Annotated in this window: 10 protein-coding genes; 2 read left to right on the top strand and 8 right to left on the bottom strand. The window is 68.5% G+C overall.

What is annotated here, in order from left to right:
- Window positions 1-84: 84 nt before the first annotated feature.
- The gene (locus G3M57_RS11050; protein ID WP_056751953.1) at window positions 85-876 is read left to right on the top strand and encodes a tryptophan 2,3-dioxygenase; all 792 of its coding nucleotides are present in this window, start codon (window positions 85-87) and stop codon (window positions 874-876) included.
- A complete protein-coding gene (locus G3M57_RS11045; protein WP_163230520.1) occupies window positions 852-2,036 on the top strand; it encodes an aminotransferase class V-fold PLP-dependent enzyme in 1,185 nt (394 codons plus the stop codon). The genes G3M57_RS11050 and G3M57_RS11045 overlap by 25 nt, the downstream gene beginning before the upstream one ends.
- Here G3M57_RS11045 and G3M57_RS11040 read toward each other — a convergent pair.
- The 8 genes from G3M57_RS11040 to G3M57_RS11005 all read right to left on the bottom strand — a co-directional run bounded on the left by G3M57_RS11040 (window position 2,033) and on the right by G3M57_RS11005 (window position 13,534).
- Window positions 2,033-3,148, bottom strand: a complete 1,116-nt coding sequence (locus G3M57_RS11040; RefSeq protein WP_163230518.1) for an acyltransferase family protein — start codon at window positions 3,146-3,148, stop codon at window positions 2,033-2,035. The two genes, G3M57_RS11045 and G3M57_RS11040, sit on opposite strands and share 4 nt — an antisense overlap.
- Window positions 3,145-5,469: an alpha-N-acetylglucosaminidase gene (locus G3M57_RS11035; RefSeq protein ID WP_163230516.1), complete on the bottom strand. Its 2,325-nt coding sequence runs from the start codon at window positions 5,467-5,469 to the stop codon at window positions 3,145-3,147. Before G3M57_RS11035 ends, G3M57_RS11040 begins: the two co-directional genes overlap by 4 nt.
- 59 nt (window positions 5,470-5,528) lie before the next feature.
- The gene (locus G3M57_RS11030; RefSeq protein ID WP_163230514.1) at window positions 5,529-7,028 is read right to left on the bottom strand and encodes a CoA-acylating methylmalonate-semialdehyde dehydrogenase; all 1,500 of its coding nucleotides are present in this window, start codon (window positions 7,026-7,028) and stop codon (window positions 5,529-5,531) included.
- Between the two features lie 29 nt (window positions 7,029-7,057).
- On the bottom strand, window positions 7,058-7,867 hold the full coding sequence (gene iolB / locus G3M57_RS11025; protein ID WP_163230512.1) for a 5-deoxy-glucuronate isomerase: 810 nt from the start codon (window positions 7,865-7,867) through the stop codon (window positions 7,058-7,060).
- Entirely contained in the window at window positions 7,864-8,763 is a 900-nt protein-coding gene (iolE, locus tag G3M57_RS11020) for a myo-inosose-2 dehydratase (protein ID WP_056751935.1), read from the bottom strand. The genes iolB and iolE overlap by 4 nt, the downstream gene beginning before the upstream one ends.
- Before the next feature lie 6 nt (window positions 8,764-8,769).
- A complete protein-coding gene (iolD, locus tag G3M57_RS11015) occupies window positions 8,770-10,614 on the bottom strand; it encodes a 3D-(3,5/4)-trihydroxycyclohexane-1,2-dione acylhydrolase (decyclizing) (protein WP_163230510.1) in 1,845 nt (614 codons plus the stop codon).
- A 2-nt stretch (window positions 10,615-10,616) separates the two neighbouring features.
- Window positions 10,617-12,548, bottom strand: coding sequence for a bifunctional 5-dehydro-2-deoxygluconokinase/5-dehydro-2-deoxyphosphogluconate aldolase (locus G3M57_RS11010; protein ID WP_163233698.1), 1,932 nt, complete (start codon window positions 12,546-12,548; stop codon window positions 10,617-10,619).
- A gap of 113 nt (window positions 12,549-12,661) precedes the next feature.
- Complete coding sequence (locus G3M57_RS11005) at window positions 12,662-13,534, bottom strand: MurR/RpiR family transcriptional regulator (RefSeq protein WP_163230508.1); 873 nt, start codon at window positions 13,532-13,534, stop codon at window positions 12,662-12,664.
- Window positions 13,535-13,718: the final 184 nt, after the last annotated feature.

Below are 13,718 nucleotides of genomic sequence, written 5' to 3'. Positions count from 1 at the left end.
CGGCGAAACATCGTTCCGCGCCTGAACAGGATCGCCGCACAAACGAGAACAAACCTGCCGCCGCGAACCGCCTAGGGTCGGTTCATGACGCAAGACATGACCTACGCGCGGTACCTCGCCCTGGATCAGTTGCTCGCGGCCCAGCAGCCGCTGAGCGACCGCCACGACGAGCTCCTGTTCATCGTCATCCATCAGACCAAGGAGCTGTGGCTCAAGGAGATCATCCACGAGGTGCTCCTGGCCAAACGGCTGATCGCGGACGGCGATGTCGAGCCGGCCTACAAGGCCCTGGCCCGGGTGTCGCGGATCCAGACGGTGATGACCCTGTCCTGGGACGTTCTGGCGACGATGACGCCGGCCGACTATCTCAGCTTCCGGGGCGAACTCGGTTCCAGCTCGGGCTTCCAGTCGCACCAGTTCCGCACCCTGGAATACTTACTGGGCCTGAAGGACCAGAGCTTCCTGAAGTTCCACGCCGAGGGTTCGGACGCCCTGGCGCAGCTGCAGGCGGCCCTGGAGGCCCCCAGCCTCTACGACGTGGCCATCGCCCAACTGCCCAAGGCGGGCCTGACCGTGCCGGACGCTGTGCTGAACCGCGACTTCGCGCAGACCTACACGCCCTCGCCGGAGGTGGAGGCCGCCTGGCTGGAGGTCTATCGCGACACCCAGCGCTATTGGGAGCTGTACCAGCTGGCCGAGAAACTGGTCGACCTGGACGACGCCCTGGTCACCTGGCGCCACAAGCACGTGCTGACCGTCGAGCGGATCATCGGCGGCCGGCCGGGCACCGGAGGCACCGACGGGGTCGGCTACCTGGCCTCGACCCTGCGCCGGCGGGCCTTTCCCGAACTGTGGTCGCTCAGGACCAAGCTGTGAGCGCTGCACGCAAGGACCTGTTCTCGCGGGCCCTTGCGGCTGCGCCAGGACGACTGCACATGGCCGCCCACAGCCACCATCTGTGGCCCGACGCCACCCTGGCGGCCCAGGTCGAGGCCTGGGAGGACGCCGCCGTCCTGGCCGACCACAAATGGGACAAGGCCCTGGGCCAAGTCTATCCCGCCGCCCAGGCGCTGGTCGCCCGCGAACTGGCCCTGCCCTCGCCCGACAGCGTGGTCTTCGCGCCCAACACCCACACCCTGCTGGCGGTGCTGAAGTCGGCGATCGACGGCCGGCCCGTCCGGGTGCTGTCGACCGACGGCGAGTTCCACACTTTCCGTCGTCAAGCCCAGCGCTGGACCGAAGCCGGCGAGATCGCGCTGACCCTGGTCGAGAGCGACGCGCCCGATTTCGCCAAGCGGTTCCTGGCGACGGCGCGGGAGGGTCATTTCGACCTGATCTTCGTCAGTCACGTCTTCTTCAAGACGGGTCTCGTCTTCGACGGCATCTGGGAGCTGGCCGATCTGGCCCGGCCGGAAGGCCCCTGGGTGGTGGTCGACGGCTATCACGGCTTCCGGGCCGTTCCGACCGATCTCTCGGCCGTGGCCGATCGGATCTTCTACCTGGCCGGCGGCTACAAGTACGCCATGGCGGGCGAAGGCGCGGCGTTCCTGCACGCGCCGCCGGGCTTTGGCCCGCGGCCCGCCCTGACCGGCTGGTACGCCGAGTTCGGCGACCTGGAAGGCCCGCCGGGCGGGGTGGGCTACGCCCGCGACGCCGGGCGGTTCATGGGGGCGACCTTCGACCCGTCGGGCCTCTACCGTTTCATGGCGGCCGGCCGGATGTTGGACGCTGAAGGTCTCACCACCTCGGCGATCGCCGCTCACGTGCGCGGCCTGCAACGGACCCTGGTCGACCGGATCGCCGTCGGCGCGGCGGGGCCGCTGAAGCAGGCCGTGGTGCTGAACCCGCCGGGCCAGGGTCCGCAAGCCCGCTTCCTGGCCCTGCGCCATCCTGAAGCCCCGGCGTGGAAGCAGGCGCTGGCGACCCGGAGCGTCGTGGTGGACGTGCGCGACGACGTGTTGCGGATCGGCCTTTCGATCTATCACGACGAGCGGGATCTCGAGACGTTCTGCGCCGCCTGCGGGGCGCTGACCTAAAGCTTCACGACGATCCCGCGGCGGTCCATGACGTAGCCCAGCAGCCAGCAGACCAGCATGTAGGCGATCGCGCACAGCAGCGAACCCAGCGCGCCCGGCGTCGCGGCCTGGAACACGTGAATCCCGACCCACTCGTATGGCCCCACGCCCGGCGCGACCTCGATCATGTTCAGCGAGACGATGAACAGTTCCGAGAACAGGTAGATCACCAGCGGATTGAGACCGAACACCTGGAAGAACCGCGTTGCGGCGTTGGGCTTGCGCCCCTCCAGCAAGGCGGTCAGGGCCGCCAGCAGCACAAGGTCGATGCCGACAGTCAGCAGGACGAAGCTGCTGGTCCACAGTTTCTTGGCGATCGGGAAGGCCAGTCCCCAGGCCAGGCCGCCGGCGATCAGGAGCGCGCCGGCCAAGGCCATGCGGATCACGGCGGGGCGAGCGTCGGTCGCCGCCTTCAGGAACCGCGCCGCCAGATAGCCGGCCAGCACATTGACCGTCGACGGCAAGGTTCCCAGCAGGCCTTCGGGATCGAAGCCGCCGTCCTTGCGATAGAGGTGGTTCTGGCCAATGAGCCAGAGATCCAGGTGGGTGCCGGCGTTGCCCAGTTTCGACAGCGGGTCGGCCGGGTCCCCGAGGGTCAATAGGATCGCCCAGTACCCCAGCAGCAGCACGACCGACAGCGCGACGATCAGGCGCGGCGACAGCCAGCGCACGGCGAAGGCGGCCAGCACGTAGCAGAGCCCGATCCGCTGCAGGACGCCCATCACCCGCGTTTCCGAAAACGGGATCAGCGTCCAATGCCCGTCCACGTTCCGGAAGAACGGGAACCAGTACATCAGGAAACCGAGCAGGAAGATCAGGGCTCCGCGCCGCAGCATCTTGGCCATGAACTCCGCCGTGGGGATTGGCCGCGAAAAAGCGAAGGCCATGGAGCAGCCGACCGCGAACAGGAACGAGGGGAACACCGCGTCCGCCGCCGTGAATCCGAACCAGGGCGCATGGACCAGCTGGGTGTAGGCATCGGCGCCAGGACCCGCGGTGTTGACGACGATCATCAGGCAGACCGTCAGCCCGCGGAAGACGTCGAGGGACAGGAAGCGTGCGGGCTTGGTCATCCGTTCCGGTTCTTTCTGGCTTCGTCGAGGCGGGCGATCAGGGCCTGCACGCCGCCGACCGGATCAGCCGGCCGCTCACGGCGGTAGACGGTGTCGGCGGCGACCCAGGCCCGCTCCCAGGCGATGGCGTCACGGGTGACGACGGCCTCGTCGAAGGCGCCCGTTCCCGCCGCCCTCAGGGCGTCCAAGAACCGCGACCATCGCGGCAGGTAGAAGTCGCGATACAGACCCTGCCAGGCCTTGGACGCATAGTCGTTGAGGTTGCCTTCACCGCCCCAGATCGTGACCTGGGCCTTGGCGTTGGCGACATAGGCCGCGGCGTCGGCGGGCGTGTCGCCATAGGCGCGGGCGTCGTCGATCCAGGTGGCCAGGGTCTCGGGCTGGACGCCCAGCAAGGCGTCGATCGAGAGCGCCAAGGCTTCGACGGCGCGGCGCGCCCGGTCGCCCGCGGCGGCGTCGCCCCGGCGATAGGCGGCCACGGCGGCTTGTAGCTGATCGTCGATCTCCAGGCTGGCCAGGTGCCGGACGGCGTCGACCAGATCCAGCACGAACAACGGCTGACCGGCGAAGACGCGCGCCTGGGCGGCCAGGGCGCGAACCGCGGCGTCCAGCTGGGCGCGATCGCCGGGATGGCCCGGGAACTCGCCGATCGTCGCCGTCGGCCTCTTGAAGAACAGATAGGCGCCGGCCTTGCTCTTCCACCAGCGCGGCGACCAGTAGCGGCTCGAATAGGCGGCCTGGACCAGCTGGTCCATGGCCGCGTCGAGCGCCGGCGTGGTGCGGCCGTAGCGCGCACGGGCGTAGGTCGACAGCCAAGCCGACTGCGTCTCCTGGCCTGCGCTCCAGGCCAGGTCGTAGGCGGCTTCATAGACGATCGAATTGTTGTGCAGCCCCTCGGGGAACATGCCGAACCCCGCCAGCCTGCCCGTATCGGGATGGCTTGCGATCGCGGCCATGTCGCGACGGTAGTAGCCGAGGTCGCCATAGACCGGGTTGCTGCCGCCGTAATTATGCACGTAGCCATAGATCCAGGGCTTGCCGCCGAAGGCCTTGGCGTTCTTCCAGACATCCGGATAGCGGTCGTTGCCGATGTCCAGGACCATCAGCTTGTCGTCGGGCACGAGGCTCAGATAGGCCGAGATCGCCGACGGGTCCCAGAAGTGGCTGTCCGCGCCGAACAGCCAGCCCTGCATCACCCACACCGCGTCGGGGCGAGCCTGGCGGATCGAGTCGTAGATCGCCTTGCCGTAGGCGGCCAGGCGCTTGGCTTTCAGGGCCGGATCGATCTCGACCTTGGCCTTGGTCGCGGCGGCGTTGGCGACGCCGTCGCCGTATGCCGCGTCCCGCGCGTCCGCGCCGTCGGCGTTGATCGGCGGCAGCATCTCGTTGAACGAGTCGGCCAGGTAGTAGGTCCCCGCCCCGTAGGTCTGGGTGTAGAGCGCCAGGAAGCGGCCGGCGATCCGGGCGAACAACGGGTCGGCGGGATCAAGCCAATAGGTCTCGTGGAAGCCCTCCCAGGGCCGCATCCGATAGATGCGGGCCTTCGGATGCTTCTGGGCGAAGGCCTTGGGCACGTAGCCGCCGAAGGCCGGCAGGATCGGCGTCATGCCCAACGACCGCATCCGGCCCAGGATGCGGACCTGCAGGTCCTTCTTCTTGTCCATCCAGCGGCTCGGCAGCGGTGCGCTATAGCCCTCGATATTGCCCATGCGCTGCCAGGGCGTGAAGGCCGGGCCGGAGAAGTAGGCGGCGAGCTCGGCTTCGGTCAGGCCGAACTCGCGCCACAGCGCCCGCCAGACATGCTCCTGGCCTTCCATGGCCAGCGGCATGTCGACGCCGTGCGCCGCCATCCAGTCGATCTCGCGCGTCCAGCGCGCCCAGCCCCACCACGGGGTCGTGTAGCCGTAGGTGCAGGTGTTGAGATAGGCGCGATGACCGAAGGGGCTGGCGACCCGGCCGGTGTCGGCGTCCGGCAGCCGCGCCGGCAGGTCGACGCGGTCGCCCTCCCAGCTGACATGAGCCAGGCCGGCCTGGCGAAGATAGGCATAGGCGCCGCGAACCAGGGCGACCGGGCTGTCGCCGGTGATCGAGACCTTTCCGGCCTTGCCGCTCACCGCGTACCAGGGGTGAACGCCACGAGGCGCCAGATCAAGGGCCGCACCGCCCAGGCGCTTGCCGAACAGGCGCTCGAGGCTGGCGCGCGCCGCGGCGGTTCCGCCGACCTCGCCCGTGGTCGCGGAGGCGAAGGACGGCGCCGCCGTCAGGGCCACGGCGGCGAGGGCCTGCTTGAGAGTTTGGCGACGCGAAGGCCTGGGCGACATCGGAACCTGCTCGTGAGGACGTCAAGTGAACGAAAATCCGACGGTCGCCCGTCGCCCCGTCACCGCATGGTGGGAATGACAAAGCTCTGGTCCAGCACCACCCCGCCCTTGGGCCAGCGTTGGGTCACGGTCTTGGTCCGCGTATAAAAGCGCACGCCGTCCATGCCATACTGGTTGAGATCGCCAAAGCCCGAACGCTTCCAGCCGCCGAAGCTGTGATAGGCGACCGGCACTGGGATCGGCACGTTGATCCCGACCATGCCCACCTCGACCTGGTCGGCGAACTCGCGGGCCGCGTCGCCGTTGCGGGTGAAGATCGCCACGCCGTTGCCGTACTGGTGCCGCGAGGCCAGCAGGACGCCCTCCTCCAGGCTCTCGGCGCGGACCATCTGCAACACCGGGCCGAAGATCTCGTCCTGGTACGAGCGGCTGGTCGGCTTGACGTGGTCGAACAGGGTCGGACCGACGAAGAAGCCGTCCTCGTGGCCCTGCAGGGCGAACCCTCGGCCGTCGACCACCAGTTCCGCGCCCTCGTCGACGCCCATCTGGATGTAGCTTTCGATCCGCGCCTTGTGGGCGGCGCTGACCACCGGGCCGTAGTGGGCGTCCTGGTCGGTGCTGACGCCGACTCGGAGGCCGCCGATCGCGGCGACCAGCTTCTCGCGCAGGGCCACGGCGGTCTTCTCGCCCACCGGCACGACCACCGGCAGGGCCATGCAGCGTTCGCCGGCCGAGCCGTAGGCGGCGCCGATGATGTCGGCGGTGGCCTGGTCGAGGTCTGCGTCGGGCAGGACGATCCCGTGGTTCTTGGCCCCGCCCATGGCCTGGACGCGCTTGCCGTTGGCGCCGGCCCGCTGGAACACCGACTGGGCGATGTCCGAGCTGCCGACGAAGCTGACGGCCTTGATGTCTGGATGGTCGAGGATGGCTTCCACGCAGTCCTTGTCGCCGTGGACCACGTTGAGGATCCCCGGTGGGAGGCCGGCTTCCATCATCAGCTCGGCCAGGCGCACCGGCACGGAGGGATCGCGCTCGGAGGGCTTGAGGATGAAGGCGTTGCCGCAGGCGATGGCTGGGCCGAACATCCACATCGGGATCATGGCCGGGAAGTTGAAAGGCGTGATCCCCGCCACCACGCCCAGGGCTTGACGCATCGAGTAGACGTCGATGCCGGGCCCGGCGCCTTGCGTGTATTCGCCCTTTAGGAGGTGAGGAATTCCACAAGCGAACTCAACGACTTCCAGGCCTCGTTGAATGTCGCCTTTGGAGTCGGCGATGACCTTGCCGTGCTCGGATGACAGCAGCTCGGCCAGCTCGTCCATGTGAACGTCCAGCAGGCGCTTGAACTCGAACATCACCCGCGCCCGGCGCTGCGGATTGGTCGCGGCCCAGGCTGGCTGGGCGGCCTTGGCGTTGGCGATGGCGGCGTCCAGCTCCGACGCCGAAGCCAGGGCGACCCTGGCCTGCACCTTGCCGGTGTTGGGATCGAAGACGTCGCCGAAGCGGCCGGACGTGCCCTCGACGGCGCGGCCGCCGACGAAGTGGGGGATGCTGCGCATGCCGCGCTCCTTCTCGAATGGGTCGGGGATCACGCTTGCCGCATGATCCAGTCGTGGGCCGGGTCGTTGCGGAAGATCCACTTCCGGTGCGGGCCCGCCATGACGTTGAGATAGTAGAGGTCGTAGCCGTGCGGGGCGCCGACGGGATGGTAGCCGCGCGGCACCATCACCACGTCGCCGTCCTGCACGCAGACCGTCTCGTCCAGGCTGCGGTCGTCGGTGTAGACGCGCTGGAAGGCGAAGCCCTGCGGCGGGTTCAGCCGGTGGTAGTAGGTCTCCTCCAGCGCCGTCTCCTCGCCCTCGGCGGCGGTGTCGTGCTTGTGCGGCGGATAGCTGGACCAGTGGCCGCCGGGGGTGATCACCTCCACGACCAACAGGCCCTCGGCCAGCGCGGTTTCAGGCAGGATGTTGCGGACCAGGCGCGTGTTGGTTCCCTTGCCTCGTGTTTCACGCGGCATGTCGACCTCGGCGATCAGCCGCGCCCGCCCGCCCGGCTTGCCAGGCGCGGTGCAGAGCGCCAGCTCGACAGCGCTCGCGGCGGTCACGGCGTAGGTCGTAGCGGCCGGCACGTAGACGGCGCCCGGAGCCCTGTCCTCGAACACGCTGGTCCGGCCGCCGATGGCTCCGAACGACACGTCCCCGGCGGTCACCTCGGCGGTCCCGCTCATCACGACGACGCAGGTTTCCCGCCCGGGCTCGGCGCCGTCAAAGGTCTCGCCGGCCGCCAGCTTGATCACCCGGAAGCCGACATGGGTCCAGCCGGCGCTCTGCGGCGTGATTTCAAGGACGGAGCCCGACGGGTCGGGGGCGTGGGGACGGACGAGAAGCTTGCTCATCACGCCGCCCTCAGTCCCGCCGCCGCCGCTTCCTTCTTCAGCGTCGCCAGGCCAATCTCGCCGTATTGGCGCGGATTGGCGACCGCGGGATCCTGCTCGGCCTCGACGATGATCCAGCCGGAATAGCCGATCTCGGCCAGGGCTTTCATCACGGCGGCATAGTCCAGCGAGCCGTCGCCGGGCACGGTGAACATGCCGGCCAGAACGCCCTCCAGGAAGCTGCCGCCGCCGTCCGCGACGACCTTGCGGAAGACCTCGCCGCGGATGTCCTTGCAATGCACATGGGCGACCCGCTCGGGGTGCGCGCGGATCACCGACACCGGATCCAGGCCGCCGAGGGCTGCGTGGCCGGTGTCGACGGTCAGGCCGACCGACGGACCGGTGTTGGCCAGGAAGGCTTCCAGGTCCTCGGGCCGTTCGACGACCGTGCCCAGGTGATGGTGATAGGCGAACTTCAGGCCCTGATCCTGGATGTAGTCGGCCACCTGGGTCAGGCGCGCCCCGAATTCCTTCCAGCCCTCGGCGTCCAGGCGCGGGGTCGCCGACAGCGCCTTGGACTTGTCGCCATGGATGGCGTTGCTGGTCTCGGCATGGACGAAGACGGTGCAGCCCATGGCCTTCAGCAGATCGAGGTGCGGCTGCAGCGCCGCGATCTCGGCCTCGGCCGACTGCACCAGCAGGTTACCGCTATACCAGCCGCCGACCAGCTCCAGGCCATAGCGGTCCAGCAGCGGCTTCAGCACCGCCGGGTCGCGCGGGAAGACGCCGCCCAGCTCCACGCCCGTAAAGCCGATCGCCTGGCAGTCGGCCAGCACGCTCTCCAGCGGGGTGTCGCCGCCCAGCTCGGGCATGTCGTCATTGATCCAGGCGATGGGGCTCACGCCGAAACGGATGGTCATGGGCGTCTAGTCTCCCGTACGCTGCTGCTTGATCTTGTCTTCGTAGTCGACCCGGGCGGCGTTGACGGTCGGGCGCACCGAGACTTCGGGCACCGCGACGTCCCACCAGGCGCCGCCCTGCGTGGTCGGCATCGGGTCGGTGTCGATGACCACGACATAGGTCCGGTCGCTGGCCTTGGCCCGCTGCAGGGCGGCCTCGAGTTCGGCCAGGCTGGCGACCTTCTCCGACCGCGCGCCCAGGCTCCCGGCATGGGCGGCGAAGTCGATGTCGGGCAGGCTCTGGTGAACCGTATCGGCCAGCAGGTTGTTGAACGCCGCGCCGCCGATCGCGGCCTGCAGGCGGTTGATGCAGCCGAAGCCGCGATTGTCGAGCACGGTGACGATCAGCTTGGTCCCCAGCATCACCGAGGTGGCCAGTTCGGAATTGAGCATCAGATAGCTGCCGTCGCCGACCATCACATGGACCTCGCGGTCCGGCGCGGCCATCTTCACGCCGACGGCGCCGGCGATCTCGTAGCCCATGCACGAGAAGCCGTATTCGACATGGTAGCCGCCTGGCGCGCGGGTCCGCCACAGCTTGTGCAGCTCGCCCGGAAGGCCGCCGGCGGCGCAGACCACGACGCTGTTTTCGGACGAGGCCCGCCACACCGCGCCCAGCACCTGGGCGTCGGTCGGCAGCGGCCGGTCGTCGGCCTTGGTCGCGTCGTCGAAGACGGCGTTCCAGCCAACCACGCCGCCGGTCGCCTTTTCGGTCCAGGCGGCCAGCGCGCGCCAGCCATCCAGCGGCTCGGACAAGGCCTCGACCACCGCCAGGGCGTCGCCGACCACGGCGGCCGCGCCGTGCTTGTGGGCGTCGTGCGGCGCCACATTGATCTGGACCAACTTGCGCCCCTCCGCGCCGAACAGGGCGCGCGAGCCGGTGGTGAAGTCCTGCAGGCGCGTGCCGACGCCGATGACGAGGTCCGCTTCCTCCGCCGCCGCCACCGCCGCGGTCGTGCCGGTGACGCCGATGGCGCCCAGGTTCAGCGGGTGGTCCCAGGCCAGACTCCCCTTCCCGCCTTGCGTCTCGGCGACCGGCAGTCCGGCGCGGGAAACGAGATCGGCCAGGGCCGCCTCGGCGCGGGCGTAGAGCACCCCGCCCCCGGCCACGACCAGAGGCCGCTTGGCCGCCTTGATCAGCGATACGAGCTCGGCCAACTCGCGCGGATCGGGTCGCGGCGCGCGGATGCGCCAGACCCGCTTGGCGAAGAAGGCTTCCGGATAGTCGAACGCCTCGGCCTGAACGTCCTGGCAGAAGGCCAGGGTCGCGGGGCCGCAGGTCGCCGGGTCCAGCATGCCGGCCAGGGCGCGCGGCAGGGCGTCAAGGATCTGTTCGGGCCGGGTGATGCGGTCGAAGTAGCGCGACACCGGCTTGAAACAGTCGTTGGCGCTGACCGTGCCGTCGCCGAAGTCCTCGATCTGCTGGAGCACAGGATCGGGCCGGCGGCTGGCGTAGACGTCGCCGGGCAGGAACAGCACCGGCAGGCGATTGACGTGCGCCAGCGCGGCGGCGGTGACCATGTTGGTCGCGCCGGGACCGATCGAGGTGGTGCAGACCATGGCCCGCTCGCGCCGGGACTGCTTGGCGAAGGCGATGGCCGCATGGGCCATGCCCTGCTCGTTGTGGGCGCGCCAGGTCGGCAGCACGTCGCGGACGCCGTGCAGCGCCTCGCCCAGGCCGGCGACGTTGCCGTGGCCGAAGATCGCCCAGACGCCCGCGAAATAAGGAACCTCGCCCTGCCCGGTCTCGACATGCTGCGCGCAGAGCCAGCGAACGGTCGCCTGAGCGGCGGTGAGACGAACTGTAGCCATGTTCAGGCCGCCTTCTCCGCGGCGCCGCGCAGGCGCCTCCACGCGTCGACCAGCACCTTGAACTTGCCGACCAGCGCCGTCACGGCCGCCTCGTCGTCGATCCGGTTGGCCAACCACTCGCGGGCGATATCGTAGAAGATGGTCCGGCCGACGGCGAAGCCTTTGACGATCGGAATCGGGGCGACGACTTCGAAAGACGCCAGAAGCTCGTTCTCGGGCGCCGACAGGCCCAGCAGCACCACACCGCGGCACAGGGGATCGTTCTCGGCGATGGCGGTCTCGATCTCGCGCCAGGCGGCGGGATCGGTCAGCGGCTCCAGCTTCCACCAGTCAGGCCGGATGCCCAGACCGTAGAGCCGGCGGACGCCGCGCGCCACCGTATGGCTGTCACTGGGCATGCCGCTGGGAAGGATCAGCTCGACCAACAACTCGTGGCGCGTCTTGCGGCACGCGTCGAACAGGCGAAGCAACTGGCGCTCCTGGCGTTCGCGCAGTTCGATCTCATCGTCGGGATGGTAGAAGACCAGGCACTTGACGACCTGGCCCGCGGGCCATTCGACCAGTTCGGTAGCAACGTCGGCCGAGCTCTCGAACTCCAGCGGCCGTGACTTGGGCAGCTCGATGGGACGGGCGATCCAGTAGTCGTGGTCGGCGGCCTTGGCCAGGGCGTCGAAGCCGAAACGGCCGTCCAGCAGCATGCCGAATCGCGCCTCATCGCGGCCCGCCACCTGCTGCACCGCCCGCAGGGCCAGGGTCTTGAAGTGCGGAATACGCCCCGGATCGCCGCCGGTCTCGGCGATCAGGTCCAGGAACTGGCTGCGGTGGTCAACGGCCAGGACGGTCAGTTCGTCGTAAACCCGCTCGCGGGTCGTGGCCCAGTGGATATGCTCCAGCTCGATGTCCTCGCGCAGCCGGAACGGCCGCTGCCGATCGCTCAGGAAGGCCTGCAGCTCGACCCAGGTCGGCATGGCCGGAGTACAGCCGTGTCGCGAGACGACGATAGCCCCGCAGGCGTTGCCCCACTCACAGCAGGTCTCGACGCTCTCATGACGCAGCCAGCCGCGCAGGAAGCCGGCCATGAAGGCGTCGCCCGCCCCCAGCACGTTGAACACCTCCACCTTGAAGCCCCGGGCGCTGACGCCCTCGTCCAGACTTTCGGGGATCGCGCCAGGGAAAGCCACGCAGCCGTCAGGACCGCGCTTGCAGACCAGCAAGGCGCCAGGAGCGCCTTTCCGGATCGCGCGCAGGGCCGCGACGGTGTCGGTCGAGCCGCCCAGGATGTGGATCTCTTCTTCCGTGCCGACGATCAGGTCGCACAGCGCCACGACCTCCTGCAGCTTGGCGGTGACCTGCTGGTTCTCGACGAACCGGTTCTCGCCGGCGTCCTTGCCGGTCAGGCCCCACAACACCGGGCGGTAGTCGATGTCGAAAGCCACCCGGCCGCCGGCGGCCTTGACGGCGCGCACGGCCTTCAGGCTGACCTCGTAGACGTTCGGCTGCGACAGGTGCGTGCCGTTGATCAGCACCGCCCCGGCGCTGGCGAACCAGGCCTCGTCGACGTCCGACGGCTGCAGCGCCATGTCGGCGCAGTTCTCGCGGTAGAAGATCAGCGGAAAGTTCACCCGGTCGCGGATGCCCAGGATCACCAGGGCCGTCAGGCGGTCCGGGTCGGACAGCACGCCGGCGACGTCGACCCCCTCGCGCTGCAGCTGCTCGCGGATGAAACGGCCCATGTGGTCGGCGCCGACTCGGGTCAGCAGGCCCGTCTTCAACCCCAGGCGCGCCCCGCCGGCGGCGGTATTGGTCGGGCTGCCGCCCAGATACTTGGAGAAGGACGCCATGTCCTCCAGCCGCCCGCCCACCTGCTGTCCGTAGAGGTCGACGCTGGATCGGCCCACGGCGATCAGGTCAAGGGTCTTTCCGTCCTGGGCCATGCGGTTCCACGTCACTCACGGGCCGGCTCCCTACCGGCGATATGAAACGCATATTCCAACATCAGAATACCCGCAATATCCATTTCATTCTTACTAGGAATGGAACGGACGGTTCAACCGGCGCCGGCCCTGGCCTTCTTCTTGCTGGCCGTGAAGGCGAAACCGATCACCAGGGCCTGGGCCAGGCAAATCGAAGCGGCGAGCGAGCGGAAGGTCCTCACCTCCGACTCGCGCACGTGCAGGACCAGGCTGGCCGGCTTGGCGATCGGGCTGACCAGGCTGTCGCTGATCGACAGGATCCTGGCCCCGCGCTGCCCGGCCATCTCGACGGCCTGCACGGTTTCTTCCGCATAAGGGTGGTAGCTGACCGCAATCAGCAGGTCCTTGGGACCGATGGTCTGAACCTGCTGCTTGGTCAGGCCGGCGACGCCGTCGATGAAGAGCGTACGCTTGTTCAACTGCTGCAGCGAATAGGCCAGGTACGAGGCCACGGGAAAGGAACGGCGGAAACCGACCACATAGACCGTCTCGGCCTTGTCGATCAGGGACACGGCCCGGGCCATGTCCGCTTCGCTGACCGTCTGGTTGAGGTTCTGCAGGGCCAGGGTGTTGCCCTCGACGAACTCGGACAGCACGTCGGCCCCGCCCTCGGGCTTCTTGGCGACCGCCTCGTTGAAGTGGCGCACGCGCTCGCCATAGCCAAGACCCGCGTGACCCGACAGCAGGCCGTCGCGGAACAGCCGCTGCATCTGGCTGGCGCCGGGATAGCCGAAGCTCTTGGCGAACCGGACGATCGCCGAGGGCTGCACGCCGCAGCGCTCGGAGATCACCGCCAGGGTTTCCAGCGCCATCTCGTTGGGCTCGTCCAACACGTAGCGCGCGATCTGCTGCAGTCGCTTGCTGAGCGAGTCGTAGCGTTCGAGGATCGCCGCCCTCAGTTCATCGGCGCTGGCCGGCGCATTGGCGGCCATGATCTCTTCGGTCATCCGACCCCCGATACAATTCGTCCAACTTTAGAATATCCGTTCCGCACGCAAACGCCAGAGCCTTGCTCGCGCCGAGCAAATTCCACTTTTGCTGTAGAGGGAATTTCCATTCCAAGTTACACGGGGTCGAAATTCCGGCCACGTCAGAGCCGGATGAGGGAGCAGTATGATCCAGGCGCTTTTG

It is taken from the genome of Caulobacter rhizosphaerae, from assembly GCF_010977555.1.
GTDB classification, from domain to species: Bacteria; Pseudomonadota; Alphaproteobacteria; order Caulobacterales; family Caulobacteraceae; genus Caulobacter; species Caulobacter rhizosphaerae.
This window is presented reverse-complemented; position numbering and strand designations above follow the sequence as displayed.